This is a genomic window from Tenacibaculum jejuense (assembly GCF_900198195.1).
Taxonomy (GTDB): Bacteria; Bacteroidota; Bacteroidia; order Flavobacteriales; family Flavobacteriaceae; genus Polaribacter; species Polaribacter jejuensis.
Genome location: NZ_LT899436.1, coordinates 4,087,284 through 4,114,270, shown reverse-complemented (window position 1 = coordinate 4,114,270; position 26,987 = coordinate 4,087,284). Strand labels below are relative to the sequence as shown.

Sequence of the window (26,987 nt, the reverse complement as noted above, 5' to 3'; positions counted from 1 at the left end):
TTATATGTAAGTTGTTATTTAATAATAACTTTTCTTACTTCTCGTTTATCATTTTTTATGATCTGTAATAAATATAAACCAGAAGTAACATTTTCATAACTAAGTTGTTCTGCAAATTTATTAGTAGCGTTATTAAATTCCTTAGTGCCTACTAATCTTCCTCCTAAGTCAAATAATTCAACTTTCACAGTACTTAAAACTTCAATATCAAAAATTAAATTAAAAGTTTTATTATCTGTAGGATTAGGGAAAAGACTAAAGTTTGCAAAATCAATTACATCACCAGTAGCAGCATCAGGATTGTTAATAATTGTAAAATTAGTTGAATTAACATTGTAAAAAATATTATCAATAGCTTCAATCATAATTCTAGCCTCTGTAGTAGCCATGTTAGGAATAATAACTGTTTCTATTCCATCATTAGGTGTACTATCAACAATTACCGTCGGAAAAGTAAGCCCTCCATCTGTTGATAATTTAATACGTACATTTTTACAATTAATAGGAGCTTGATCTGTAGTAGATTTATCCCAAACTATAGTTTGTGCAGTTGCACCATCCCAGCTAACTTCTGTTCCTGGAGTAGTAACAGTAAAAGGTTTTACATCTATTACAGTAACTTTCATATCATCAAAAGCAACAGCTCCACCGCCAGATTGATTATCTCTTACTGTTAATGTAAAGTTCATTTCTCTAGCTACTTCAGGTATAACTTCCCAAAATGTAAAGAATTCACCAGAAACAATAGTTTCTAGTTTAGGTAAATATCTGTTTGGAGAAGTGGAAGGTGCAAAAGAACGAAAAGAAGCTCCTTCTGTACTTGTAGATGAAGGAGGAGAGATTACAATTTCATTATCTACTTGTTCCCAGCAATAGGTTAAACTAGCTGATGGGTCATTATCAGATCCATTACCTTTCAAAACTAAAGGGGTTCTTTTGGGTACTGTAAAATCAGAACCAGCATTTGCTGTTGGTGCAGTATTCCCTGTGTTAGAGTTGGTACTACAAGATGTATTGTTTTGAATAAAACCTAACATTTCTTGTAGGCTAATGGTATGAAAGTAATCATCACTATTATTCTGTACATTATTTGGAGAACAAATACCTGCATATGCCATAATAGTTGAACCACTACCAGGTTCTATAGCAGTATTATCATTTCTGTTCGTACCTACACAACTACCAGTATCACCATTAAAAGTATGATTTCCACCAAACTGATGTCCTAATTCATGAGATACAAAATCAATATCAAATGGATCACCTAGTGGATTGTCTAAGCCTGTCATACCTAATGCTTTTTCTCCTTCACTACAAACAGAACGAAAAAGAGCTATACCTCCGAATCCTAAAGCAAAAATATGTCCAACATCATAGTTAGCAGTACCAATTACATTATCGCATAATGTTTGATTTTGATTAATCAATGTGAAAGAGTTATCGTTATCTAGATTATCATTTACAGGATCTAGATTGATTAAAGGATTTTCGCCCCCAACTAGAACAATATTCATATGCACTGATAAATCCCTTTCATAAACAGAGTTTACTCTGGTAATCGTTGTATTCATAGCAGACAACACAGCAGCTCTTTGTTCTGCTTCTGTTCCAGATCTCACTCCTTGATTATTTATATGAAATTGAGCATATTCTCCAGTACAAGCTAAAGCTAATCTATAGGTCCTTAAGGTACCATCGTTAATTAATTTTGTTCCAAATTTTTGAGCTACGTTTGGATTATTTTTCTCGTTTAAAAGAGTACATGAAGGATGGGAATCCTGATTTAAACTAGATCTACTATACAACATATATGTAGAGTTGTCCTTTGTGTAAGGGTCCAAGTAATATGTTGGAGTATTTAATTTATGTAATGTTATATGTACACCATCGCTACCTATACTTAGTTTTCCAGTAGTTTCTTTATCATATTTACTTCTAAGAGAATAAGATTTTATAAGACCAAATTCTGGTGATAAAGGTTCACTAAAGTTAGAAGATTCCTCAAGAATAAATTCAGAAATATTATTATCAGTATCAGGAAGTAATATAGATTTTTCTATGCCTCTACTTTTTGTGGTTAACTGATTTTTAAAATTATTAAGGTTTAATGAAAATAAACTGTATTCTTTCGGAATTTGATCTGTTATTGTACCCTTTTTGGCCAATAAACTATAATTATCAGTATTTATTTTCTGCCATGTATTTTGTGAGTTTACAACATAAATACTAATAAATAGAAGTAATACTGTTTTTCTCATGGAGTTTTAATTTGAGTGTTTTAATGATTTTAACTAATTATCGCTTAGCGAATAAGTATGGGGCTTAAGCAAATGTATAAATAAAAAACGCTGTATTAATAAAAATATTCTGAAAAGGATAACGTTGATTATTGATAGAATAAAAAAGAGCGCTAAAAGCGCCCTCCTTAGATTATTTTTTAATTATTTTTTTTGTTGTTTGCTTTGATCCATTTTCGACTTGAAGTAGGTAAATTCCAGAGTTTAATTTTTTAAGATTTAATTCTGAAGAAAAATTACTAGAAACATTTTTATATACCAGATTTTCAACTAAACGACCACTAAAATCAAAAACTCTAAGTTTAACTTCTTCCGTATCCAAAACTTTAAAAGAAACATTAAACCTTCCATTAGAAGGATTAGGGAATAAGTTAAAGTTATTGAAGTTAAAATCTTCCACAGAAGCTGTAGGATTGTCAACAATAGTAAAATTTGTAGTGTTTACGTTAAAAAATATATTGTCAACAGCTTCAACCATAATTCTTGCTTCAGTTGTAGGTAAGTTAGGGATGACAACATCTTGAGAACCATCATTTGGTGTACTATCTATTAGAATAGTATCAAAAGTTAATCCACCATCAGTAGAAAGTTTAATTCTTACATTTTGACAGTTGATAGGAGCTTGATCAGTTGTAGACTTATCCCAAGTAATATTTTGTGTAGTAGCTCCATCCCAGCTTACAGCAGTATTAGGAGCTGTTACTTTAAAAGGTAAAGCATTTGTTACGGTTATTACCATTTCATCACTATCAGTAGCGCCTCCACCTGATTGGTTGTCTCTTACTGTTAAAGTAAAGTTCATTTCTCTTGCAAAGAAAGGTAATACTTCCCATTTGTTTTGTGTTCTATTAGATATCACTGTTGGAAGATCTGGTAGGTAACGAATATTAGAAGTCGATGGAGGTTGAGATCTAAATGAAGCTCCAGCTGTACTAACATCAGAAGGGGGTGATACAACTATTTCGTTGTCAGTCTGTTCCCAACAGTAGGTTAAGTTATTATTACTATCAATGTCACTTCCTGAACCTCTTAGCACTAAAGGTGTTAATTTAGGAACTGTGAAGTCTGCACCTGCATTAGCTACAGGAGCAGTATTACCTGTATTAGTTTCTGTAGCGCATGTAGCTGTATTTTGTATAGTATTCCATATTTCCTCAATACTTACTGTATGAAAATAGTCATCACTATTATTTTGCACGTTTTTAGGTGGACAAATACCAGCATAGCCCATAATAGTTGTACCACTTCCTGGCTCTACTGCTGTAGCGTCATTTCTATTTGGTGGTTCGCAATTACTTGTATCTCCATTGAAGGTATGATTACCACCGAATTGATGTCCAAATTCATGTGTTACATAATCAACGTCAAAAGAGTCTCCAGTAGGAGAAGGTAGTCCTGTAATTCCTCTACCTTTAATGCCGTTTCTACAAACTGAACCTAAAGATGCAAGACCTCCAGCACCAGTTGAGAAGTTATGTCCAACATCATAACCATTTCTTCCTATAACATTATCACAAAGTGTTTGATTTTGTATAATTAATGAACTAGAACTATTATTGTCTAAATTATCAGTGTCTGGATCTAGATTGATTAAAAGATTTGAGCCTGCAGTTAGAATTATATTCATATGTACAGATAAATCTCTTTCAAATAAACCATTTACTCTTGCCATTGTTGTGTTCATAGCTGAAAGTACAGCTGCTCTTTGTTGTGTTGGGGTTCCAGATGTTAATCCTTGACGATTTATATGGAATTGAGCGTATTCACCTGTACAAGATAAAGCTAATCTATAAGATCTAAGCATGCCGTCATTAGCATTTCTTTTTTTTATATTTTTTGATTCAGTATGGTTAATATCTTTCAAAACATTACATTGAAAGTTTGATGTTGCATGGCCAATGTTAGCTCTGCTGTAAGATATGTAGGTTTGATTGTTTTTGGTGTAAGGATCTATATAATGAGTAGGTTTTTTTGTAGAGTACAAGGTGATATGCACACCATCATATCCAATTGTTAATTTTCCAGTTTCATTTTCATCTTTTGTACTTATTATGTTGTATGAAGTAATCAATCCATATTCTTTGGCTACTGGTTCTGTAAAGTTAGTGGACTCAACAATTTTATAATTAATAATATTACCTTTATAATCAGGTAGTTCAATTGTCTTGTTTAGTCCTCTTGATTTAAGTGTTAATTCCTGTTTAAAATTTTCAAGATCTAAGTTAAATAAATCAAATTTCAAAGGGCTAGTATCTCTCTCTAATAATTGGTCTCCTCTAAATGATAAGTTTTTAGAATCTAGTTTTTTCCAAGAACTTTGAGCATTGGTTATGTTGAGGGTTACAAAAAGTAAAATAAACGTAATTTTTCTCATGGGGTAAATTTTTTAAAAAACAATAAACTTAGTAGTTAAGTTTTTGTCTGGTAATGGTTTAAGTTAAGTTGGGAGGCCAATAATAATATTAAAAATGGTAAAACTGTGTTTTTTTAACACTTTATATTTGTTTTTTTGATTATTCTCGAGAATTTTATTAACTAGGGATATAAACTGAATTTTACAAATTAATTTTTTTCCACGAAATTTGTCCAAACTACACCACTCTAAAATAATTATAAAATGTTAAATATTTAATAACAGATTACAAAAATATGAATAAAAACGTCTGTTTAATAGATTTATCTCAAAAAGATTTTAAAGATACTTGGGATTTACAAACGAAAACTCTTCAAAGTATTGTTGATTCAAAAATAAAAAATAGAAGAGAGGAGTTAAATATCCCTACTTCAAATTATTTCTTATTTGTTGAACATCCTCATGTTTATACTCTTGGTAAAAGTGGAGATATGAAACATCTTCTCTTAAATGAAAAACAATTGAAAGAGAAAGAAATTTCTTTTTATAAAATTAATAGGGGTGGTGATATTACTTATCATGGACCCGGACAAATAGTTGGATACCCTATTTTAGATCTTGAAAATTTTTTCACCGATATTCATAAGTATTTAAGATTGCTAGAAGAAGTAATTATTAAGGTTATTGGAGAATATGGGTTAAAAGGTGAGCGAAGCAATGGTGAAACGGGAGTTTGGCTTGATGTAGGTACTCCGTTTGCAAGAAAGATTTGTGCCATGGGAATTCGTACAAGTAGATGGGTAACGATGCACGGTTTTGCTTTAAATGTGAATACAAACCTTGGTTATTTTGATCACATTATTCCTTGTGGAATTAACGATAAATCAGTTACTTCTATGGAAGTCGAACTTGGTACAAAGTTAAATGTAGACGAGGTTAAAGAAAAAATACTTTTTCACTTTAAAGAGTTATTTGAAGTAAATGAATTCATAAAAAAAGCGAGCTTGTAAGCTCGCTTTTTTTATGAATGTTATATAATGTGATTATTTTCTCGCTTTGATATCAAAAGAGAATTCTATCACATCATTAATAGCTTTGTTTTTTAAGTTATCGAAGAATTTTCCTGAACCATATTTTACTCCGAAATCAGTTCTATCTACACCGAAAACTTCACTTTTTAAAGTAACATCATTTCCATTTTCAGTTAATGTTGCAGGAATAGTAATACTTTTTGTTACGTCTTTAATCGTTAAGTTTCCAGTTATGTGTAATTTTCCGTCTTTAACCTCAGAACTTGCAACTACAAATTTAGAACTAGGAAATTTTTCAACATTAAAGAAATCTTCATTTTTTAAATGTCCTTCTAAACCAGCTTTTTTCTTACCTTCTAAATCAGAACAAGAAATAGTTTTCATGTCTAAAGTAAATTCTCCAGCTTTTAAAACGCCTCCTTCTACATCAAATAAACCTTTTTCTATGGTGATTGTACCATTGTGACCTTCTCCTACAGGATGAGCTCCTTTCCAAGTTACAGTTGATTCAGCCACATTTACATTGTAAGAGTCGATAGGATTAGTTACTTTTTGCTCAACCTTTACTTCTTCTTTAGCTTCTACTTTCTTTTCACTTTTACAAGATGTTAAAGCTATAGCTATTACTGCTAATGATAAGATTAGTTTTTTCATTTTTAGATTGTTTTATATGAATTTAAAATTTATATTCCATGGCAAATATATTTATTATTTATTGCCTAATGAATTATTTTTTGTCTTTTGTATCTATTACGATGGTTACTGGACCATCATTTAATAAATCTACTTTCATATCTGCTCCAAATATTCCTGTTTGAACTTGTTTTCCTAATTGATTTTCGAATTCTTTTACGAATTTCTCATACATCGGAATTGCAAAATCTGGTTTTGAAGCTTTTATATAACTAGGTCTATTTCCTTTTTTTGTTGATGCATGTAATGTAAATTGACTTACAATAATTGCTTCGCCATTAGTTTGTAATAACGAAGAGTTCATTACATTATTTTCATCATTAAAAATTCTAAGATTTACTATTTTTTTAGTTAACCAAAGTATATCTTCATCTGTGTCTTCATCTTCTATACCCACTAAAATCAGCAATCCATTTTTTATACTTGAAATAACTTTATTGTCAACAGTAACGGAAGCTCTAGAAACTCTTTGAATTACAGTTTTCATAATTTATTTATTGTCTTCCAGATAATATATCGGTTCTGTAATTTTCATCTTCACCTTCTAAAATTTGTAAATAACTCTTATATCTAGACCAAGAAATTTCTTCTCTTTCTAAAGCGTCTTTCACGGCACAATTAGGTTCATTAAGATGTATACAGTTATTAAATTTACAATCTTGTTTTAAAGCAAAAAATTCAGGGAAATAATCTCCCAGTTCATCTTTTTCCATATCAACTACCCCAAAACCTTTAATACCAGGAGTATCAATGATAGAGGCATCAAAACTTAAATCAAACATTTCAGCAAAAGTAGTAGTGTGTTGTCCTTGTTTATGCTGATCAGAAATTTCTTTAGTCCTTAAATTTAATGAAGGTTCTATATAATTAACTAAAGTAGTTTTCCCTACTCCAGAATGACCAGAAAACATACTTACTTTACCGACCATCATTTCTTTAATCTGTTGTACATTCTTTCCAGTAGTAGCAGAGGTTTCAATACACTTGTAACCAATAGGTTCGTAAATATCTTTCAAATATAAAATTTCAGCTTTTTGTTCAATAGTATATGTATCAATCTTATTGAATATCAATACAACATCAATAGAATAGGCTTCAGCAGTAACAAGAAAACGGTCGATAAACGTAGTAAATGTAGGCGGATTATCAATAGTTATGATTAGGAAAACTTGATCTATATTCGACGCAATGATGTGGGTTTGTTTGGATAAGTTTACAGATTTTCTAACAATATAATTTTGTCGCTCTAAAATGTCTGTAATAATTCCAGTTTCTTCGTCGTTTGTAGTTTCTATATTAAATTCAACTTTATCTCCAACCGCAATCGGATTTGTACTTTTGATACCTTTTATTCGAAATTTTCCTTTAATTCTACATTTATAAAAAGTTTCTTCATGTTTCACCCAATACCAACTTCCTGTAGATTTATAAACAGTTCCTATCATAATGCAAAGATGAGAATAAATTAGAGAATCTTAATCATGACTTTATTTTGTTAAATCGTTAATTTTTTGAGCAGTGCTTCCTTTTTCACTAAGTCTTACAATACTAAAAATAATGTTTGCAATAATTCCTGGATTTGTAATTAATAAAGCAGTTTCTGTCACATTTTTGTCTCTCGTGTTTATTAATTCTTGAATATCGTTTTGATTTGAATTTGCAAGTCTTACAGCAAAGTCCCAAGCACCATCTCTTGCTATTTCCATACTAAAATCAACTAAAAAGTTGTCAAACTTACTCGTTAGTTTAAGAATTTTTTTGAGAAATGGATATATCGTAGACAAATCGTTTTCTACATCAGTGACCAATGACGAAAGTATAGAGTTAATTTTATTAAAATCGTTTTTTAAATTTAGAATGTTACTGCCTTTAGTTACTTCGTAAGCTGCTATTCCTAAATCTAGATTAATATGAGCATTCATACCGATTAGTAAATGTTGAAGAACAATAGGCCAAAATTTTTCTGATAAATTAAAGGCTTTTTTCCAAGCATCTGTAATCTCTTTTTGTGCTTGAAAATCATAATAAGCGTTTATATATCTCTTTGCAAAAATGATGTCTAATTTTTCCATTCTAAGGCCATCATCAAAGAAATCTTCTGCAATACCTTGTTTTACTTTTAGTGTTACTTTTAAATATAGAGCTGCAAAATATCCTAAAGTAGAAGTTTTTAATTTAGACTCTTTAACAATGTTTTGTAAAGTTTGAATTACATCATCAATAGTTTTAATCTCTGGCATTTTAGAAGGTTTTCTTAAAGATATAGATTTAAATAAAAAAAGGAAGCTTCAAGCTTCCTTTTTATTAATCGATTATTAATCGACCTAGTTTATCTTTAGATCTTCTGGAAGAATAAATGATATATTCTTTAGGAGATTTTCTGTAGTATACACCTGGGCGTAAAATTAATCGTTCTTCTTGTAATTCTTGCGGATCTAACCTAGTTATCTTCCCATTATCGTCGAAAGTGAAAGCTGTAGGAATAGATTTGTTATAATTACCTAAAGACCTTATTTCCTCAATGTCAGTTACACCAGTGTTTTTTTTATGATCGTTAAATACAACAGTTAATTTTCCATTTTCAAAAATTGGAATAGCTCCTAAATATTCTGGACCTTTACCTAACTGTGATACTGGAATAGCGATACCTACACCAACTGAAAAATTACTAGAACCAGCAAAACCAAAGAAACCAATAGATAAAGTAGAATATGCAGCTCTTTGTTTTTTAGCTATTACATTAGACCATTCTACGGTTCCGTCTGGATTTAAAGAAGTAACAATAATTTCATTTTTAGTAAATTGAATAGGAGTGATACCTAAAGGACCAATACCACCAGTTCTTCCAACATAAACTAATTGGTATTCTGATAATAAAATAAGTCCACCATTAGGTTTTTCTATCAAACTATGAGTTTGGTAATAAGGTTTTACATCTTTCCCTTTTTTAGCTCTTCGTTCTCCAATTAATTTTACTTTAGTTTCATAATCGAACTCATTGAATTTTAAATTCAAAACTTCATTAGAATTAATATCAACAGTACCAGAATAAATACCTTTTAGTTTCCAGTTTGCTTTTCCTCTTTTGTTTACACTCGAATAGAAACCAACAAATTGTAATAATCCATCTTGAGTAGCTAACATGGCACAGTTAATTACTTCTTTATTTTCAAAATCTAATTTGATAACTTCTTTCTCGTAATTTTTGTCTTTTTTGAAAGCATGAATTTCGAATTTCTCAATATTTTTTTTCTGTTTTCTATCTCTATAACTTTCGTTAATGATCAAGAATATATCATCCTTAAAACTGATATCAAAATCTGATATAGAAAATTCCAAATCTCTTCTATCTTCAAATGGAACTTTTTCTAAATGAGAAGTAATTTCATTTAAATCTTCGTCAAATAATTTGATTTCATATTGAATAGCCTCTTCTTTATCGAAAAGCGTGGCGTGCATTACTAAAAGCTTATTCTCTACAGGAGATTTTTTGAAATAGAAAGCTCCTCTTTCTTTCTTCTTAGTAACAGGAGTTTTAAAAATTACTTTTTGAGCATCATTTAATGTTCCATCTGCGTTAATTTCGATAGCAGCCAAGTCGAATTCCTTATTTTTTCGATCATACATACTACCAAAAACATAAATTTTATTTCCAATTACCTTTAGGCTTTCAAAATCTAAATCTTTGTTTTTTAATTCTGGAAATTCAATTAAGTTCGTAGAAATTAATTTCATTTCAGCAGAGTCAAATACCTTTACATAGTATTTTTTTCCTTTGTTGGCAAGCGTATAAATCTTACCATTAATTTCACCCGAAATTTGGACTATTTTCTGTTTGTTGTCTTCAATTTCTTGCCCGTAACTAAGTGTTATTGGCCCGAATTTATCCTGAGATAAAACTGATAAAGAGAAAAAAGAAAATAGACTTAAAGCAATTAAGTACTTTTTAATCATAGTTTTCATTTAAAATTTCGGGCGAAAATATTAAATTTTTAACTATTAATAATTTTTTTCTGGTGATTAATACTTTCTTGGTGAATTGCCTTGAATATCTTTAAAACAAATTCTTCACTTAAATTGTTTTCTTCACCTTCTAAAATCATTTTACCTAAGATTTCGTTCCAACGTTTTGTTTGTAAAATAGCAACATTCTTTTCTTTCTTTAAAGAACCTATTTTATCAGAAATCTTCATTCTTTTCCCCATCATTTCGATTAATTGGTGATCTACCACATCGATTTGAGTTCTTAAAGTGTTTAACGCATTTTTAAAATCAACTTCAGTATCCGTTTCTTTTCTGATTTTTAAATCTTCCATCATTTGGATAAGAGTAGTTGGTGTAATTTGCTGTTTAGCATCACTCCAAGCGTTATCTGGATCGTAGTGTGTTTCTACCATTAATCCATCAAAGTTTAAATCTAAAGCAGTTTGACAAATATCAAAAATGATATCTCTTCTACCTGCAATATGAGAAGGATCACAGATTAATGGTAAATCTGGGTAACGATTTTGTAATTCGATAGGAATTTGCCAGTTTGGATTGTTTCTATATCTCGTTTTCTCATAAGTTGAGAAACCTCTATGAATAGCACCTAATTTAGTAATTCCAGCAGTATAGAAACGCTCAAAAGCTCCTAACCATAATGGTAAATCTGGATTTACAGGGTTTTTAATTAACACAATCTTATCTGTTCCTTCTAAAGCATCTGCAATTTCTTGAACGATAAAAGGACTTACCGTAGTTCTTGCTCCAATCCAAAGAATATCAACATCATGTTTTAATGCTAATTCTACATGGTTTTTGTTCGCAACCTCAGTAGTTGTTAACATTCCAGTTTCCTTTTTCGCAGTTTCTAACCATTTTAAACCTAAAGCACCAACACCTTCAAAATTTCCAGGTCTAGTTCTTGGTTTCCAAATTCCAGCTCTTAAAACTGTAGCATCACTGTCTTTTAATTCGTGAGCGATTTTTAATACTTGATCTTCAGTTTCAGCACTACAAGGTCCTGCTATTACTAATGGATGATTTAATTTGAAATCATCTAACCATGTTCTTAATTCTTGTTTGTTTTCCATTGTGAGTCTCGTTTAATGAAGTTTTACTTCTTGTATTCCGTTTAAAATTTGTTTAATATGATTGGTGTTTTCCATCTCAGTGTAAATGGCTGAGAAATTATTTTCTTCTAATAATGTCTTAAAATGTTCTAAATTTTGAATGTATTCTGTTAAGGTTTCTATGACATTGTCTTTGTTTTGCTCGAAAATTGGTGTCCACATTGCAGGTGAACTTTTAGCTAAACGAACTGTAGAAGCAAATCCACTGCCTGCCATATCGAAAATATCTCGTTCGTTTTTTTCTTTATCAATTACAGTTTTACCTAGCATAAATGAGCTGATATGCGATAAATGCGAAACGTAAGCTATGTGTTTGTCGTGTGAAACAGGATCCATATATCGGATTCTCATTCCTAAGTTTGAAAAGATTTCTAAGGCTTTTTCTTGAAGTTTAAAAGCTGTTTTTTCAACCTCGCAAATAATATTTGTTTTACCTCTATATAAATTGTTTAAAGCTGCTGAAGGACCAGAAAATTCAGTTCCCGCAATTGGGTGCGTTGCTAAGAAATTTCTTCTTTTTGGATGTTCTTTAATTACTTCACAAACTTGTTCTTTGGTAGATCCTACATCAAAAACCAAACAGTTTTCAGAAATAATATCTAAAACTTTAGGAATTAAAGTCAAAGAAACATCTACAGGAACAGAAACAATAACAATATCTGCATTCTTTAATTCTTCAAAAGAAGCACCTTTATCAACAATACCTTTTTCAATTGCTTCATTAATATGCGCTTCATTATTGTCTACTCCAAATAGTACTGCTTCATTATATTTCTCTCGAATATCTTTAGCCAAACTACCACCAATTAATCCAATTCCTATTACAAAAACATTCATAATTTTCTTAATTGTTATGATTTTCCAATCGGTTAATAGCTTCTTTAATTTGATCTTTATTTACACATAAAGAGAAACGAATGTATCCTTCTCCTTGAGAGCCAAAAATAGTTCCTGGTGCGGCGAAAATGTGATACTTATATAACAATTCATCAATAAATTCTTCTGATGTTTTTCCTGAAGGAAGCTTTGCCCAAACAAAAAGCCCGCTTGTGTTTTTATTAAAAGTACAGCCTATTTTTTCTGCTAATTGAAAAACAAGTGCTTTTCGTTCTTTATACAATTCGTTTTGTTGTTGAATCCAACTTTTAGAAGTTTTTAAAGCTTCTATAGCCCCTTTTTGTACTCCATAAAACATTCCTGAGTCCATTTGTGTTTTTACTTTGAGTACTTGGTTGAGAAAATTAGCGTTTCCTAACAACATTCCTACACGCCAACCAGCCATATTAAATGTTTTACTTAAAGAATTTAATTCTAAAGTCACATCTTTTGCTCCGTCCAACTCTAAAATACTAGTTGGTTTTTCATTTAAAATGAAACTGTACGGGTTGTCATTTACAATAAGAATACTATGTTTTTTAGCAAACTGAATTAGTTTTTCGTAAGTGTCTTTTTTTGCATTTTCACCAGTTGGCATATGCGGATAGTTAATCCACATTAATTTTACTTTTGACAGCTCTAAACTTTCTAATTCATCAAAATTAGGTTGGTATCCGTTTTCTTCTGAAAGATTATAGTATACAGCTTCTGCACCAATAAGATTTGTAACAGAAGTATACGTAGGATATCCTGGATTCGGAATTAAAACTTGATCACCTTCGTTTAATAAAGCTAAAGATATATGCATAATTCCTTCTTTACTCCCCATTAAGGGAAGCACTTCATTTGAAGGGTTTACAGTTGTGTTGTAGTGTGTTTTGTAAAATAATGAAATAGCTTCTCTTAATTCGGGAATTCCTTGGTAACTCTGGTATTTGTGAGCACCATTTTCGTTAATTCCATCTGTAATGGCTTTAATAACTTCTGAAGGAGGTTGTAAATCTGGACTTCCAATTCCAATATTAATAATTGGTTTTCCTTCAGCCATTAATTCTCTAACTTCTCTAAGTTTTCTTGAGAAGTAGTATTCTTGTACGGTATGTAAACGATCTGCAAATTGTATCATGATCTTCCGTTTTTATATTCTCCTAATATTTTAAAATCTGTAGCCATTATTTCTATAATTGCTTTGGCTTTAGCGTAATCTTCATACGTATCGAAAGTAACATCAACGAAAAAAGCATATTTCCAAGGTGTTTCGATTTTCGGTAACGACTGAATTTTAGTTAAATTCAGTTTACAATCGCTCATTACATTTAATATCGCAGCTAAACTTCCTCGTTTATGATCTAATTCAAACTTTAACGAAGCTTTGTTGATGTTTTCTTTTCCGTTTTCTGGATTAGATGTCTGTAGAATTACAAAACGAGTAGCATTATTTTTAATCGTTTGAATTTCATCTTCTAAAACTTCTAAATTGAAAATATCTGCAGCCATTTTTGGAGCAATTGCAGCTACACCTTTTAACTGTTTGTCTGCAATTCGTTTTGCTATTGCAGAAGTATCTACATCTTCAACTAATTTTATATGACGATGTTGTTTAAAGAATTCTTTACACTGTAATAATGCCATCGGATGAGAACAAACTTCTTTAATTTCCTCAATAGATTGATTTGGTAATGCCATTAAATGATGGTGAATTGGTAAGTAGTATTCACCTGAAATATGTAAGTTATATTTATCTATTAATGCGTAGTTAGGTATAATTGAACCAGCAATAGTGTTCTCGATAGCCATTACAGCTTGCTCAGATTTTTTACTAGTTAAACTTTCTACAAGAGCATCAAAAGACAAGCATTTTTCTAAGCTTATATCTTCTTGATAAAACTTGTCGGCAACAATATGGTGGTTGCTTCCTTCTATTCCTTGGATGGCTATTTTTTTCATTTTAATCCATAAAAAAAGCCTCGAAATATCGAGGCTTTATAATTTATATAATTTAATGTTATCTTAAATCTATGATACAAAGCCTCTCCTCTTACTATAATAGTAAAAGTAAAAATAAAAACCTTGCCATACATTTTGTAACATAATTCTTTAACTTAAATGTTTTAAACAAATCTATATATTAAAATCATAAAAACAAATATTTGATTTACGAAAATTGAATTTTTATGATTTTAATAAAAAAAGCTATTTAATTTTTAAGAACTCAGAAAACTAATTAGATATTTATAAGTTTTAAAACAGTTTAGATAAAAAATATATACTACTACAAAGTTAATAGCTTAAGTTTTCGGTTGAAAACCATTGTTTTTTTTCAAAATAAGCCGGTGCATAAGGATATTAAGTAATTTTGAACAATTTTTATTTAAATTAAGATTGTCGATTAGGTTAGGTTTTGAATTGTAACAACAGATTTTTATTTATTACATGAAAGGGTGATTCGTTTCTAATGTAGTGGAGATTGATTTTTTATATAGTGGTTGGGAGATCGATGATAAAGTACTGTTTGTTATAATAGTCTTGTTCTTGTGGTAGAAATCTATTAAGCTTTCATAAGGTAAAGCTATAGGGATAGTTTCAGATCCTAAATAGTATTTTGATTTTCCTATTACTTCTGCTTTTATTCCTATTAAATGTAAAACCCGTAAAAGTTTACTGTCACATTCTGCAAATGCAATATTATTTTTATGTTGACAAATAGGTGTTATTGCACAAATCATTAATTTCTTGAATAGATTAATGTTTCTGGTATTTTTCTTTATAGCAAAACGACCTATATGGAAAATATGATTAATACAGTCTTTTTTAATAGCTAATAATGGATATATTCCAAAAATCTTTTGAATCGGTAGTTTATCTTTAAAGTTCCATTTTAAAATACGAATTGCACCATTAATAGTACCTGTAATATCTTTTGAAACAAAGACAAGGGAATCTTTAAAATAGTTTAATTCTTCATGGAAGATATCGTTTATTTTTTCTTTATGGTTTTTAGGTATTGTTTCATTGCTATGGTGATTGTAGTTTTCATGAACAATAAATTCTGCTAAATTAATTATTTGATGCTTTTCTAGTTTTTGTAGATAGTTTTTAGTTGATAACATGGTAAGTGATTTTATTCTAAAGCTATCTACAGATCAATAGAAATGTATTACACTTGAGTGTAGTAATGTTTTGATATGTAGCAAACTACACAAAAGTGTAGTTCTGAAAATTTGCCAAATAAAAAAGAATTATATTTGAGATAACCAACCAAACTCCTATTATGGCTAATGTTAATGATTTTTTCTATAGCAAAAATACCGTTAACGATGTTTCTGATGATGATCAAAGGCAAACAGTTGATTATCTAGAACCGGTAAAGGCTTTTGCTAGAACCACTTATAAAAGTATTTATATTATAGATTATGAGAAGAAAGGATTTGAATATGTTTCAGATAATCCGCTTTTCTTATGTGGACATACTGCAAAAGAAGTAGAACGAATGGGCTACGCTTTTTACTTTAAGTATGTAACAAAACCCGACTTAGATTTACTGTTAAAAATAAATACAATTGGTTTTGACTTTTATGAGAAAATTCCTGTTGAGGAACGAAAAAATTACACCATATCTTATGATTTTCATTTAAAGAACAACGAAGGGAAAGTTATTTTAATCAATCAAAAGTTAACTCCTTTGTTTTTAACTAATGATGGTAAGATTTGGAAAGCTCTCTGTATTATTTCGTTATCAGCAGAACAGAGTTCAGGGAATATTAAAGTTTATAAAAAAGGAGATAATAAAATATTTAAGTACGATTTAGAAGGTGACTTTTGGAAAACAACTGAGAAAATTAAACTGACTAGTAGGGAAAGTGAAATTCTGAGGTTTTCAATACGAGGTTATACAATTAATGAAATTGCAGAAGCTATTTTTGTGTCTCCTGATACTGTAAAATTTCACAGGAGAAAATTATTTGATAAGTTAGAAGTCGTAAATATATCTGAAGCAATCGCGTACGCAACAAATAACAGGCTTATTTAATTATTCATTATTGTTGATAAATAGAATTCAGGGAATTCTTTATACTCTTTTTTAGTGGCTATATTATATAATAAATGTGTGCAAATTGCAGCAACAAACCAAGACGCAATAGAAAGTTGAGGTGGAGGTAAAATTTCTTTTTCATTTACGTATTTGTCTAAAATTTCTTCTATCCAATCGTGAGGATTTCCCCAAAATTTTAAATAACTAGTAGCGTATTTTACAACATTTACTTCATTAAATTCTTCGTTGTTTCTCTTCAGTGTTTTTAAAGATAAACCTTTTGGGTTTATAACGGTTACTAAACCGCCCCAGCCTAAATTGTAAGGATGAAGTACTGGGATTTTATTTTCTTGGCAAATTTCATCAAAGAGTAATGGAATCTCTGAAGAGAAATCTAATGCGTTAATGGCTATTTCATGACCTTCTATACATCCTTTAATATTATCTTCAGTAATAAACTCATTGAAAACATTAATCTCTGCATTAGAATTTATTGAAAGTAATCTATTTTTAATAGCTTCTACTTTATCAATGTTGATATCATCTTCTGTATAATTCTGACGATTAAGATTAGATAATTCTACTTGATCTCCATCTATAATAGTAATTTTTTCAAACCCTAAACGTAAAGCACATTCGGCAATAGTACTGCCAATACCAGAACCTCCAAGGATTATTGAGCAATTTTTAATCATTTCTTGTTCCTGATCATTTAAATAGAGTCTATTCCTTATATATCTTTCATTCATTTTTTGGGATTTTATACAAAGATATTATCTGTTAGGAAGGAAAGAACTACACAAAAGTATAGTTATTTAAAAGAGTAGTGGGAAATTATAAGAATAAAAAAAGCTTCTCAATTGAGAAGCTTTTGCGGTCTGGACGGGACTCGAACCCGCGACCCCATGCGTGACAGGCATGTATTCTAACCAGCTGAACTACCAGACCGTTGCGCTATTGCGGGTGCAAACTTACTGTTTTTTTTTAAATAGATAAAGAATTATTGAAAAAAAATGGTGAAGTTAGGTTTTAAGTGTAAAATGTAAGAATAAAAAAAGCTTCTCGATTGAGAAGCTTTTCTGCGGTCTGGACGGGACTCGAACCCGCGACCCCATGCGTGACAGGCATGTATTCTAACCAGCTGAACTACCAGACCGTTGCAGTATTGCGGGTGCAAATATATAATCTTTTTCTATTTATGCAAAAAAATAATTTAAAAAAATTATACTTTTCTTCTACTCACTAAGTAACTTGTTAAGATTGAGTCATATCCTTCATGTATATTAACCGGAACATAATTAATCTTATACTGTAAACATTCATTTTTTAAATTATTAAAGAATGATTCAGTATTTTTTTTGTATGTATCCTTCACACTATCAGGATAAAGGTTTATTTCTTGATTGGTTTCGATATCTATAAACTTCTTAGGTCCATCTTCGAAATCAAAATCCAATTCTAACCTTTTATCATAAGTGTGAAACAGAACAACTTCGTGTTTGTTGTACTTTAAGTGTCGCAGTGCATTAAATAATTCCTCTTGATTCTTATTGGTTTGAAACATGTCTGTAAACACAAAAATTAAAGATCTACGGTGAATTTTTTCTGCAATTTCATGAAGATATTTATATGTTTCTGTAGATTTAGAACTAGCTTGAGATATTAATGTCTTTTCTAGTTCATTAATAATAAGTTTTCGATGACGTTCACTTCCTTTTTCAGGAGCATAAAACTCATATGTGTCAGAATAAATACTTAAACCAACAGCATCTCTTTGTTTTTTTAAGATTTCTATTAAAGATGCAGCAGCTACACAAGAAAATCCTATTTTATTAAGATCACCAAACTTTTGTTTTTGCTTAACAGGATAATGCATTGATGAAGAATTATCAATAATGATGTGACATCTCAAATTGGTTTCTTCTTCATATTTCTTGGTGTATAATTTTTCAGTCTTAGCAAAAAGTTTCCAATCAATATGTCTTGTGTTTTCTCCTTTATTATATAATTTATGCTCAGAAAACTCAACAGAAAACCCATGAAACGGACTTTTATGCATTCCAGTTATAAAACCTTCTACAACTTGTTTGGCAAGAAGTTCTAAATTTTTTATTTCTGAAGATTGAAGAGATGAAAGTTGTATATTCATAAGTTTTTAAAAATAAAAAAGGTTTGACATTCGTCAAACCTTTTTTATTTAATTTTTCTATAAAATTTATAGTGCAGCGTCAATCTTGTCAGTATATGCTTTTTTAGGAGCAGCACCAACTTGCTTAGCTACAACTTCACCGTTTTTAAAAACTAATACAGTAGGAATATTACGAACTCCATATTTAGCTGCAAATTCTTGGTTAGCATCAACATCTACTTTACCAACAATAGCTTTACCTTCATACTCGCTACTAATCTCATCAATAATAGGTCCAACCATTCTACATGGCCCACACCAAGTAGCCCAAAAATCAACTAAAACCGGTTTGTCTGATTTTAATACTACTTCTTCAAATGATGTATCTGTAATTTCTAATGCCATTCTTTTGTCTTTTATGTATTTAATGTCTACAAATGTAATAATTTATTTCACTTTTTTCAATAGTGTTTAAATTGGTTTTTCTTATGTGTCAATTGATTTTGTTAATAAGAAATTTAGTTAAAGTAAAGTCTGTATATCTTCGATGTATGTTTTTTTAGGAACAACTCCGACGCTTCTAACAAATAGTTTTCCATTTTTAAAGATTAAAACAGCAGGAATATTTTTAATGCCATATTTACTTGCCTGCTCTTTATTCTCGTCAATATTTATACAGCCAAAGACGGTTTTACTGTCATATTCAATACTAATTTCTTCAATAATTGATCGCGTTATTGTAGATGGTTTACTTTTGGTACTCCAAAAACAAACTACTGCAGTTTTTTTTGAGTCTAATACCTGTACTTCAAATGATGAGTCTGTTATTTCTAATATCATTTTAATATAGCTTTATTTATAGAGTGAAAATTATAAGCTTGTAAGTTTAGAAAACGTTTTCCTGATCGGAAAGATATAGTACATTTTAAGTTTCTTTTGTCTTAATTAGAGAAATGTTTGTTTTACTTTTTGTTGGTTATTGAGTTTTCTTGCTGAATTTATTAATTTTATAAAGATAAACGCTGATAAATTTTAATAATGATATAATATACATTAAATTTGACGCTGATTTTTTTGAGGAAATATTTGTTCTGATTGCGACCTCGTAAAAAAATGCTAAAACAGTAATGTTTGCTACATTTTACGACAACTTCCTCAGAAAAAGTTTATTAATCCAAAACGAAAAAAAAATAACATGTCATATTTTTTCACATCAGAAAGTGTATCTGAAGGACATCCAGATAAAGTTGCAGATCAAATTAGTGATGCTTTAATTGATAATTTTTTAGCCTTCGATCCAGAATCTAAAGTTGCTTGTGAGACTTTAGTTACTACAGGTCAGGTTGTTTTAGCAGGTGAGGTGAAGTCTAATATTTATTTAGATGTTCAAAAGATTGCTAGAAATGTAATTAACAAAATAGGTTACACTAAGAGTGAGTATATGTTCGATGGAAATTCTTGTGGAGTATTTTCTGCAATTCACGAACAGTCAGATGACATTAATAGAGGAGTAGATAGAGCTAAAAAAGAAGAGCAAGGAGCTGGTGATCAAGGTATGATGTTTGGTTACGCTACTAGTGAAACTGAAAACTATATGCCTTTGGCTTTAGATTTATCTCATTTAATCTTAAAAGAATTAGCTGAGTTAAGAAGAGAAGGTAAAGAAATTTCATATTTAAGACCAGATGCAAAAAGTCAGGTTACTATTGAATATTCTGATAACAATGTACCTCAAAGAATTGAAGCGATTGTGGTTTCTACACAGCATGATGATTTTGGTGACGATGCTACAATGTTAGGTAAGATTAGAGAAGATATTAAAAATATTTTAATTCCTAGAGTAATAGCGAAGTTACCAGAGAATATCCAAAAGTTATTTAATGAAGATATTAAATATCATATCAACCCTACAGGGAAGTTTGTTATTGGTGGACCTCATGGAGATACAGGCTTAACTGGTAGAAAAATTATAGTTGATACTTACGGAGGAAAAGGAGCTCACGGTGGAGGAGCTTTTTCAGGAAAAGATCCAAGTAAAGTAGATAGAAGTGCTGCATATGCAACACGTCATATTGCTAAAAACTTAGTTGCTGCTGGTGTAGCGGACGAGGTTTTAGTTCAAGTTTCTTATGCTATTGGAGTTGTTGAGCCAATGGGTATTTTTGTTGATACTTACGGAACTTCAAAAGTTGATTTAAATGATGGTGAAATCGCAAGTAAAGTTTCTGAGATTTTTGACATGAGACCTCATGCAATTGAATCTAGATTAAAACTTAGAGCTCCAATGTATAGTGAAACAGCTGCTTATGGACATATGGGAAGAGTAAATGAAGTAGTGTCTAAAACATTTATTCAGCCAAATGGAGAAGAAAAAACATTGGATGTAGAGCTATTTACATGGGAGAAATTAGACTATGTAGATCAAGTAAAATCAGCTTTTAGTTTATAAAAATTATTTGACATTACTATAATGTTAATAAGTCTAGAAAATAACTTTTTTCTAGACTTTTTTCGTTTATTTGCATCTTTAATTATAAAATTTGTTAACTATGAAAAAAATCAATTATTTCTTATCAGCACTAACCATCTCTTTATGTACTATTAGTTGTAGTAACTCAGTATCTGATGATTTTGATGATATGAATAATGATGCTGTAAAAAAGCGTTTGAAAAAGATAAGTACAAACCAGAATGGAGAAAGTTTAACGACTTCTTTCAGTTATGACGGTAATAGTAAATTGACAGGAGTATCTTCTGATTTTGATGGAGAAGCTACGTCAATTCAATATACAAATACGGGAGATTTATTGAACATTTCTGGACAAGGATTGAGTGAAACTTTAAATCTTGAAGAATTATTTCAATCGCCTTACAATGCTTATCAGTTAGGTCAGGTTGTAAGTTATGACGACAACAGAAACCCATCAAAAATTTCTTTTCAAGAGGAAGTATATAATTACAATTCAGGGCAATACGAAACTATAGAATTAACTGCCGACATTATTTATGATGAAGCTCCAAATATGTATTTTTCTACTTTAGAAGCTGCTGGTGTGATTGCAGTTTTAGATAAAGTGCAATTAGATTTTAGTATGAATCCTCAGGCATCAGAATTAGTTAAAGCTAGTGAGTTATTACCAATGAATAATCCGATTAAGTTTATTTATAAAGACGAAAATGGTAATGTATCAGCTACTATAGATATTAGTTATACTTACGATCAAGATAATTATCCAATTAATGCAATTGCAGTTCTAAATTCAGGTTCTTCTTCAGAAACTTCTGCAGTAAATTTTTCTTATAACTAATAATAATATTTAGTATTTAATAACTTCAAAAGAGTGAGATAATAATCTCGCTCTTTTTTTGATTAAAACTTAAATAGTAATCTTTAAAGATGTTACAATTGTAAGTCCGGAAACATCTAATATTTTGTTTATCAGGTTTTTGTGTTTTTATATTCTGTTACAAATTTTAAATTTTATTTAGAAGAAGTAGTGTAATTTTGTATTTGAATTAATCATAGGGGATTATTAAAACAGAACTATTATGGGGAAAATCTTACTTATTAAAGTTAGAATACTTTTAAGAAAAGCAATAAAAGTATTAATTGAATCAGCAAAAGCGGCAAGTTATGCAATTCATCACTAAGATATTTTGATGAAGAGAGAGAAAGAAAAAGGCTACATTTTTTAAATGTGGTCTTTTTTAATATTAAAAAACAAGGTTTTGATTTAAAAACCTTGTTTATGAATTTAGATTTACTTTGGTTGAAGTAATCTTTTCAGTTTATCTTTTTCAAGCAATTTTTTTGGTGTGATATAAATAAATTTTTTCCCCCATTTCATAGCGCTTTTAAAACATAGTGTGATTTTCCCACTTATTAATAAAAATAAATGTTAATCCAAAAGTATATTAATAATTGTTTTATTGAATGTTTTTTGAGGTGATAAAAAGTGTCAAAGAAATAAAGTGCTGGAAAACATGTTTTTAAATTCTAGATTAAAGCTCTTTTTGTATAGGTGCTTTTTCTTTTAAAAAGAAAAAAGCAGTGATTTCACTGCTTTTTATCTGTAGTTTTTACTAAATATGACTTATATAATTCAATTAAAATTACTTAATTTCTAAAATATATGGCATTCTAGCTTGTATACCTTTTAAGTTCTTTAATTCATTAATTTGATTAAATAAACGATAATTTTCATCTCCTAAAGCTTCTCTTAAAATTTCATTTTTATCGACTTTTCCAAAAGGAGAAAACTTCAACATTTCTTTAATATCAGTTTTATAATTAGGATAGTTTTTAATTTTATAATCACTTTTTAACTCAGCAAGTTGTGCAGCTGCATTTATTGCATGATCTAAACCTCCTAGTTCATCAACTAATCCTTTTGATATTGCTTCTTTACCAGACCAAACTCTACCTTGGGCAACAGCATCTACTTGTTCAAAAGTCATTTTTCTTCCTTCAGCTACCCTGTTAACAAATGTTTTATAGATTTGTTCTACACCTTCTTTAGTAACATCATAAAATTTCTTATTCATAGGTTCAAAAACACTGTATTGTGCGCTTTCGTTTGTAGAAACTTGTTCAGCATTAATCCCCATTCTTTTTGAAAGTTCATAAGCATTTGGAATAGCGCCAAACACACCAATAGAACCAGTAATTGTGGTAGGTTCTGCTACAATTAAATTAGCATTACAAGCAATATAATAACCTCCAGAAGCTGCTAAGTTACCCATAGATACTACTAACGGTTTTTCTTTTTTTGCTAATTCTAACTCTCTCCAGATTAAATCAGAAGCTAGAGCACTTCCTCCTGGAGAATTTACTCTAAGAACAATAGCTTTAACATTTTTATCTTTAACTGCTTTCTTTATTGCTTTGTTTATTAAGCCTTGTCCAATAATTTCTTCATTACCTTCTCCATACATTATTTGGCCTTGTGCATAAATTACAGCGATTTTATCTTTTGCTAAAGAAGTTTTTCTCCCTTTTCCTGATTTAATATAATCTTGTAGTGATATAGTCGAATACTTTCCGTTAGCTGCTTTTTTTAATTTTTCATCATATTCATCTTGATAAATAGAGTAATCAATTAATTTGTTGGCTTGAGCTAATTCAGCATTTCTACCTTTAGATTCATCAGCAATATTATTTACCTCTCTCTCTGTTATGTTTCTTGATTTGGCTATTTCAGAAGTAATTTCAGACCAAATAGACTTTAAAAAAGAAGTGGTTTGCTCACGGTTGGCATCACTCATTTTGTTTTCTAAATAAGGTTCAACAGCACTTTTATATTTACCATGTCTTATAACTTCCATTTTTACACCATATTTATCTTCAAAGTCTTTATAGTATAAAATCTCAGACGATAAGCCTGTAAAATCAATTTGTCCTACTGGATTTAAAAAAATACTATCAGCAACAGAACTCAAATAATAATTTTTTTGAGTATAAACATCGTTATAAGCATATATGAATTTCCCCGATTCTTTAAATTCTTCAAGTTTTTTTCGTAATGCTTGTGTTTGTGCAAAACCTGCATTTACAAGTGTAGAATTTAGACTTATTCCTTTAATATTGTCATCTAGTTGAGCATTATCTAAGGCATTAAAAATTTTATTTAAAGCTAATCTAGTTTCATCAAGCTCTAAAGCTTCTAAGATTGGATTTTTTTCATCTGGAGCATAATCTTTTATAGCTGAGCTTAAATCCAACTCTAAAATTGAATTTGGTTTTACAACAATAGGTTCTTGTTTTCCTGCTAAAGAAGCAATTCCAACAAATAATATAAAAATTAAAAATAGGCTGATAAAAAAACCTAAAATTGCGGCTAATAAGTTTCGTAAAAAATTCATTTTAAGTAATAATAATTGCGTACAAATATACGCTTTTTTAAGGGGTTAATTATCTCAGAGACATGCGGTACTTTCGTTGAGCAAACTGAAAATAATGAAATAGTTTATAATTTACATCATATCCATAATTGATATGAGGATCATAGTCTATGATTGTTTGATAAATATTTGGATTGAATCGAGTAGGGTTAGAAACTCTCGCATTCCATATCGGTACTAAAAAACGATTTCTATTTTCTAAATATGCTTGAGTATAATAACCAACAGGTTGCGCTACATTAATTAAATATTGATTAAAACCAATATCTAAAATTATAATTTCATACTCTAAGCTATCGTTTTTTATCACAACAGGCTCTTCTTTAGTGTCAGTTTTGCGAATAGACTTAGTTGTTGTGCAGTTCGAAACTACAAAAATAACCGTAAAGCTTAAAAAAATATAATAAAGTAACTTCTTCATATAGAATACATTTACTATAAGATACATAATTTAAGAGTATGCCTATAGATTTTGTATTGTTAATGTTTTGTTATTTAATTAAATTCTACTTGATTAAATAAATTATTAAGTGTGTTTTTCGACTTTTCTTTACCGTCTTGTAACCAATTTAAATATTCATCTTCATTAGGAGTATAACCTACAGGTGTATTTAAAATTTGTTTTCCATCGGAACTTAATAAAACATAGTAGGGTTGTGTGTTGGTCTTAAAGAAAACAGTTTGAAAGTGCGACCATTTATGTCCGTAATTAAAAAGTTGTCTAGTACCTCCGTTTACTCTATTCACTACAATTTGTTCTTCTTTTGGAAGCTCTTTTTTATCGTCAACATAAAGAGATATTAAAACATAATCGTTTCGCAATACATTATCTATTTTTTCTGTAGGCCATACATGTTCCTCCATTTTTCTACAGTTTACACAAGCATAACCTGTAAAGTCTAACATGATTGGTTTATTTGTTTTTTTAGCGTAAGCTAAACCTTCTTTTAAATCTTTGAAACAAGTTAAATTATTAGGACATTTGTTAGGGTATATATAACTATAACCCACAGGTGGAGCTAAACCACTTAAAAGAGATAAAGATGAAAAAGTTTTTGTCTCTTTGTTAACCATAAATCCTGAAGCTAAATAAACTGTAAAAGCAGCTACTAAAATTCCGAAAGTTATTCTAGAGAAACCAATTTTTTGTAAAGGAGAATCATGCGGAAATTTGATTAACCCAAATAAATATAAAGCTAAACCAGCAAAAATTAAGATCCATAAAATTAAGAAAGGTTCAATTTTTAAAATATTCCAGTGTGCTACTAAATCTGCATTAGATAAAAATTTAAATGCTAAGGCTAATTCTAAGAAACCTAAAACAACTTTAACGGTTGTCATCCAACCACCAGATTTAGGTAGTGATTTTAACATGTTTGGGAACATAGCAAAAAGAGTAAAAGGAAGTCCTAATGCAACTCCAAAACCTGCCATTCCTGAAGTTAATTGCCAAGCACCACCATCAGAAGATAAGGAACCTGCAAGTAAAGAACCTAAAATCGGTCCAGTACATGAAAATGAAACTATAGCTAAAGTTAAAGCCATAAAAAATACACCAATTATCCCTCCAGAATTTTCTCCTTCAGTAGTTTTATTAGTCCAGCTACTAGGTAATGTAAGTTCATAAAAACCAAAAAATGATCCAGCAAAGAAAACAAATACAATAAAGAAGATTACGTTTAGCCAAACATTAGTTGAAATTTCATTTAAAATATCAGGATTAATAGAATCTAACAAATGAAATGGTATGCTCAGTAATAAGTACACAGCCAAAATAAAGAATCCATATAAAAGTGCTTTAGAAATTCCAGAGCCTTTAGAACTATCTTTTTTAGTAAAGAAACTAACAGTAAGTGGAATCATAGGAAAAACACAAGGGGTTAACAATGCAAGTAAACCTCCTAAAAAACCTAAACCAAAAATACTCCACAAAGAAGCATTATCATTTTTTTTCTCAATTGAAGTATTGTTGTTTGTTGTACCTAAAGTATTTAAGTCTACAGAAGGTTCTCTAATATCGCTGCTAGATAATCCATATAACATTCCGTTAGCTTCGTCATCACTTAAATCAGCCACTTTAGCTACTTTTTTAACAGCTGAGGCTTTACTCTTTTCAGAAGTGAAAAACGTTAAGTCTTCAGATCGAGGAGGTAAACAACGAGTGTCATTACATACCATAAACTGAACATTAGCTTCAATTTTAGCATCTTCTTTAAGTAAACGTATTTTTTGTTTGAATGTAGCTTTGTTAGCAAAGTATTTGATTTGCATTTTAAATACTTTGTCATCCTCAGTAATCCCTTCTTCTTCAGAAGTTTTTCCTATAAGTTCGTAGCTGTCATTAGGAGTAAAAGAAAAAATAGTAGGTCTTGGTCCTCCTTTAGGAATATCTTGTGCATATAAATGCCATCCCCCATCAATTGTGGCAGTAGAAATTAAATAATATTCGTTGTCAGATATTTTTTCAGTTTTTGTTTTCCATTTTACTGGATCTAAGATTTGTGAAAAACCAACATAACTGATTAATATAGCGAATAGAAAAAAAGCTTTTTTCATTGTGT

Annotated in this window: 23 protein-coding genes and 2 tRNA genes; 4 read left to right on the top strand and 21 right to left on the bottom strand. The window is 29.9% G+C overall.

Going from position 1 to position 26,987, the window contains the following annotated elements; genetic code table 11:
- Nucleotides 1-14: 14 nt before the first annotated feature.
- Together AQ1685_RS18040 and AQ1685_RS18035 are read right to left on the bottom strand one after the other, a co-directional pair.
- On the bottom strand, nt 15-2,258 hold the full coding sequence (locus tag AQ1685_RS18040; protein ID WP_095074444.1) for a reprolysin-like metallopeptidase: 2,244 nt from the start codon (nt 2,256-2,258) through the stop codon (nt 15-17).
- Between the two features lie 172 nt (nt 2,259-2,430).
- Complete coding sequence (locus tag AQ1685_RS18035) at nt 2,431-4,671, bottom strand: reprolysin-like metallopeptidase (RefSeq protein ID WP_095074443.1); 2,241 nt, start codon at nt 4,669-4,671, stop codon at nt 2,431-2,433.
- 275 nt (nt 4,672-4,946) lie between these two features.
- Between AQ1685_RS18035 and lipB the strand changes: the two genes are divergently transcribed.
- Complete coding sequence (gene lipB, locus AQ1685_RS18030; protein WP_095074441.1) at nt 4,947-5,660, top strand: lipoyl(octanoyl) transferase LipB; 714 nt, start codon at nt 4,947-4,949, stop codon at nt 5,658-5,660.
- A 33-nt stretch (nt 5,661-5,693) separates the two neighbouring features.
- On the opposite strand, the gene AQ1685_RS18025 is transcribed toward lipB, so the two are convergent.
- The 10 genes from AQ1685_RS18025 to AQ1685_RS17980 all read right to left on the bottom strand — a co-directional run bounded on the left by AQ1685_RS18025 (nt 5,694) and on the right by AQ1685_RS17980 (nt 15,474).
- Nucleotides 5,694-6,335, bottom strand: a complete 642-nt coding sequence (locus AQ1685_RS18025) for a YceI family protein (RefSeq protein ID WP_095074439.1) — start codon at nt 6,333-6,335, stop codon at nt 5,694-5,696.
- 73 nt (nt 6,336-6,408) lie between these two features.
- A complete protein-coding gene (dtd, locus tag AQ1685_RS18020; RefSeq protein WP_095074437.1) occupies nt 6,409-6,861 on the bottom strand; it encodes a D-aminoacyl-tRNA deacylase in 453 nt (150 codons plus the stop codon).
- Nucleotides 6,862-6,868: 7 nt separating this feature from the next.
- Nucleotides 6,869-7,819 carry a ribosome small subunit-dependent GTPase A gene (gene rsgA, locus AQ1685_RS18015; RefSeq protein ID WP_095074435.1) on the bottom strand — a complete coding sequence of 317 codons (951 nt, stop codon included), beginning with the start codon at nt 7,817-7,819 and terminating at the stop codon, nt 6,869-6,871.
- 42 nt (nt 7,820-7,861) lie between these two features.
- The gene (locus tag AQ1685_RS18010) at nt 7,862-8,614 is read right to left on the bottom strand and encodes a DUF5995 family protein (RefSeq protein WP_095074434.1); all 753 of its coding nucleotides are present in this window, start codon (nt 8,612-8,614) and stop codon (nt 7,862-7,864) included.
- Between the two features lie 64 nt (nt 8,615-8,678).
- The gene (locus tag AQ1685_RS18005) at nt 8,679-10,328 is read right to left on the bottom strand and encodes a hypothetical protein (protein ID WP_157730276.1); all 1,650 of its coding nucleotides are present in this window, start codon (nt 10,326-10,328) and stop codon (nt 8,679-8,681) included.
- A gap of 38 nt (nt 10,329-10,366) precedes the next feature.
- Complete coding sequence (locus AQ1685_RS18000) at nt 10,367-11,449, bottom strand: bifunctional 3-deoxy-7-phosphoheptulonate synthase/chorismate mutase type II (protein WP_095074431.1); 1,083 nt, start codon at nt 11,447-11,449, stop codon at nt 10,367-10,369.
- Nucleotides 11,450-11,461: 12 nt separating this feature from the next.
- On the bottom strand, nt 11,462-12,325 hold the full coding sequence (locus AQ1685_RS17995; protein ID WP_173862371.1) for a prephenate dehydrogenase: 864 nt from the start codon (nt 12,323-12,325) through the stop codon (nt 11,462-11,464).
- Between the two features lie 7 nt (nt 12,326-12,332).
- Entirely contained in the window at nt 12,333-13,490 is a 1,158-nt protein-coding gene (locus tag AQ1685_RS17990; RefSeq protein ID WP_095074428.1) for a pyridoxal phosphate-dependent aminotransferase, read from the bottom strand.
- Nucleotides 13,487-14,311, bottom strand: a complete 825-nt coding sequence (locus AQ1685_RS17985; protein ID WP_095074427.1) for a prephenate dehydratase — start codon at nt 14,309-14,311, stop codon at nt 13,487-13,489. The genes AQ1685_RS17990 and AQ1685_RS17985 overlap by 4 nt, the downstream gene beginning before the upstream one ends.
- Before the next feature lie 482 nt (nt 14,312-14,793).
- Nucleotides 14,794-15,474, bottom strand: coding sequence for a hypothetical protein (locus tag AQ1685_RS17980; RefSeq protein WP_095074426.1), 681 nt, complete (start codon nt 15,472-15,474; stop codon nt 14,794-14,796).
- Between the two features lie 161 nt (nt 15,475-15,635).
- Between AQ1685_RS17980 and AQ1685_RS17975 the strand changes: the two genes are divergently transcribed.
- Nucleotides 15,636-16,394 (top strand): response regulator transcription factor, encoded by a 759-nt coding sequence (locus tag AQ1685_RS17975; protein WP_095074424.1) that lies wholly within the window; start codon nt 15,636-15,638, stop codon nt 16,392-16,394.
- Here AQ1685_RS17975 and AQ1685_RS17970 read toward each other — a convergent pair.
- The 6 genes from AQ1685_RS17970 to AQ1685_RS17945 form a co-directional block, all read right to left on the bottom strand.
- Nucleotides 16,391-17,146, bottom strand: a complete 756-nt coding sequence (locus tag AQ1685_RS17970; protein WP_095074423.1) for a ThiF family adenylyltransferase — start codon at nt 17,144-17,146, stop codon at nt 16,391-16,393. The genes AQ1685_RS17975 and AQ1685_RS17970 overlap by 4 nt on opposite strands.
- Nucleotides 17,147-17,271: 125 nt before the next feature.
- Nucleotides 17,272-17,345 (bottom strand) — tRNA-Asp (locus AQ1685_RS17965).
- A gap of 134 nt (nt 17,346-17,479) precedes the next feature.
- A tRNA-Asp gene (locus AQ1685_RS17960) sits at nt 17,480-17,553 on the bottom strand.
- Between the two features lie 66 nt (nt 17,554-17,619).
- Complete coding sequence (locus AQ1685_RS17955) at nt 17,620-18,546, bottom strand: DUF58 domain-containing protein (protein WP_173862370.1); 927 nt, start codon at nt 18,544-18,546, stop codon at nt 17,620-17,622.
- Between the two features lie 66 nt (nt 18,547-18,612).
- Nucleotides 18,613-18,930 (bottom strand): thioredoxin, encoded by a 318-nt coding sequence (trxA, locus tag AQ1685_RS17950; RefSeq protein WP_095074421.1) that lies wholly within the window; start codon nt 18,928-18,930, stop codon nt 18,613-18,615.
- A 117-nt stretch (nt 18,931-19,047) separates the two neighbouring features.
- Entirely contained in the window at nt 19,048-19,365 is a 318-nt protein-coding gene (locus tag AQ1685_RS17945; protein WP_095074420.1) for a thioredoxin family protein, read from the bottom strand.
- Nucleotides 19,366-19,720: 355 nt separating this feature from the next.
- Between AQ1685_RS17945 and metK the strand changes: the two genes are divergently transcribed.
- The gene (gene metK / locus AQ1685_RS17940) at nt 19,721-20,974 is read left to right on the top strand and encodes a methionine adenosyltransferase (protein ID WP_095074418.1); all 1,254 of its coding nucleotides are present in this window, start codon (nt 19,721-19,723) and stop codon (nt 20,972-20,974) included.
- A 100-nt stretch (nt 20,975-21,074) separates the two neighbouring features.
- A complete protein-coding gene (locus tag AQ1685_RS17935; protein WP_095074416.1) occupies nt 21,075-21,833 on the top strand; it encodes a hypothetical protein in 759 nt (252 codons plus the stop codon).
- An 805-nt stretch (nt 21,834-22,638) separates the two neighbouring features.
- On the opposite strand, the gene sppA is transcribed toward AQ1685_RS17935, so the two are convergent.
- The 3 genes from sppA to AQ1685_RS17920 form a co-directional block, all read right to left on the bottom strand.
- On the bottom strand, nt 22,639-24,387 hold the full coding sequence (gene sppA, locus AQ1685_RS17930; RefSeq protein ID WP_095074415.1) for a signal peptide peptidase SppA: 1,749 nt from the start codon (nt 24,385-24,387) through the stop codon (nt 22,639-22,641).
- A gap of 49 nt (nt 24,388-24,436) precedes the next feature.
- Nucleotides 24,437-24,847 (bottom strand): DUF6146 family protein, encoded by a 411-nt coding sequence (locus tag AQ1685_RS17925; protein ID WP_095074413.1) that lies wholly within the window; start codon nt 24,845-24,847, stop codon nt 24,437-24,439.
- A gap of 74 nt (nt 24,848-24,921) precedes the next feature.
- A complete protein-coding gene (locus AQ1685_RS17920) occupies nt 24,922-26,982 on the bottom strand; it encodes a protein-disulfide reductase DsbD family protein (protein WP_095074411.1) in 2,061 nt (686 codons plus the stop codon).
- Nucleotides 26,983-26,987 lie beyond the last annotated feature (5 nt).

What these genes read in the sequence shown, in the direction of transcription:
- AQ1685_RS17955 (WP_173862370.1), bottom strand. Translation starts at nt 18,546, where the DNA reads ATGAATATACAACTTTCATCTCTTCAATCTTCAGAAATAAAAAATTTA.
- lipB (WP_095074441.1), top strand. Translation starts at nt 4,947, where the DNA reads ATGAATAAAAACGTCTGTTTAATAGATTTATCTCAAAAAGATTTTAAA.
- metK (WP_095074418.1), top strand. Translation starts at nt 19,721, where the DNA reads ATGTCATATTTTTTCACATCAGAAAGTGTATCTGAAGGACATCCAGAT.
- AQ1685_RS17970 (WP_095074423.1), bottom strand. Translation starts at nt 17,146, where the DNA reads ATGAATGAAAGATATATAAGGAATAGACTCTATTTAAATGATCAGGAA.
- AQ1685_RS17975 (WP_095074424.1), top strand. Translation starts at nt 15,636, where the DNA reads ATGGCTAATGTTAATGATTTTTTCTATAGCAAAAATACCGTTAACGAT.
- AQ1685_RS17995 (WP_173862371.1), bottom strand. Translation starts at nt 12,325, where the DNA reads ATGAATGTTTTTGTAATAGGAATTGGATTAATTGGTGGTAGTTTGGCT.
- AQ1685_RS17945 (WP_095074420.1), bottom strand. Translation starts at nt 19,365, where the DNA reads ATGATATTAGAAATAACAGACTCATCATTTGAAGTACAGGTATTAGAC.
- trxA (WP_095074421.1), bottom strand. Translation starts at nt 18,930, where the DNA reads ATGGCATTAGAAATTACAGATACATCATTTGAAGAAGTAGTATTAAAA.
- AQ1685_RS18000 (WP_095074431.1), bottom strand. Translation starts at nt 11,449, where the DNA reads ATGGAAAACAAACAAGAATTAAGAACATGGTTAGATGATTTCAAATTA.
- AQ1685_RS18025 (WP_095074439.1), bottom strand. Translation starts at nt 6,335, where the DNA reads ATGAAAAAACTAATCTTATCATTAGCAGTAATAGCTATAGCTTTAACA.
- AQ1685_RS18035 (WP_095074443.1), bottom strand. Translation starts at nt 4,671, where the DNA reads ATGAGAAAAATTACGTTTATTTTACTTTTTGTAACCCTCAACATAACC.
- AQ1685_RS17935 (WP_095074416.1), top strand. Translation starts at nt 21,075, where the DNA reads ATGAAAAAAATCAATTATTTCTTATCAGCACTAACCATCTCTTTATGT.
- AQ1685_RS17985 (WP_095074427.1), bottom strand. Translation starts at nt 14,311, where the DNA reads ATGAAAAAAATAGCCATCCAAGGAATAGAAGGAAGCAACCACCATATT.
- AQ1685_RS17980 (WP_095074426.1), bottom strand. Translation starts at nt 15,474, where the DNA reads ATGTTATCAACTAAAAACTATCTACAAAAACTAGAAAAGCATCAAATA.
- AQ1685_RS17920 (WP_095074411.1), bottom strand. Translation starts at nt 26,982, where the DNA reads ATGAAAAAAGCTTTTTTTCTATTCGCTATATTAATCAGTTATGTTGGT.
- dtd (WP_095074437.1), bottom strand. Translation starts at nt 6,861, where the DNA reads ATGAAAACTGTAATTCAAAGAGTTTCTAGAGCTTCCGTTACTGTTGAC.
- rsgA (WP_095074435.1), bottom strand. Translation starts at nt 7,819, where the DNA reads ATGATAGGAACTGTTTATAAATCTACAGGAAGTTGGTATTGGGTGAAA.
- AQ1685_RS18010 (WP_095074434.1), bottom strand. Translation starts at nt 8,614, where the DNA reads ATGCCAGAGATTAAAACTATTGATGATGTAATTCAAACTTTACAAAAC.
- AQ1685_RS17925 (WP_095074413.1), bottom strand. Translation starts at nt 24,847, where the DNA reads ATGAAGAAGTTACTTTATTATATTTTTTTAAGCTTTACGGTTATTTTT.
- AQ1685_RS18040 (WP_095074444.1), bottom strand. Translation starts at nt 2,258, where the DNA reads ATGAGAAAAACAGTATTACTTCTATTTATTAGTATTTATGTTGTAAAC.
- AQ1685_RS18005 (WP_157730276.1), bottom strand. Translation starts at nt 10,328, where the DNA reads ATGATTAAAAAGTACTTAATTGCTTTAAGTCTATTTTCTTTTTTCTCT.
- sppA (WP_095074415.1), bottom strand. Translation starts at nt 24,387, where the DNA reads ATGAATTTTTTACGAAACTTATTAGCCGCAATTTTAGGTTTTTTTATC.
- AQ1685_RS17990 (WP_095074428.1), bottom strand. Translation starts at nt 13,490, where the DNA reads ATGATACAATTTGCAGATCGTTTACATACCGTACAAGAATACTACTTC.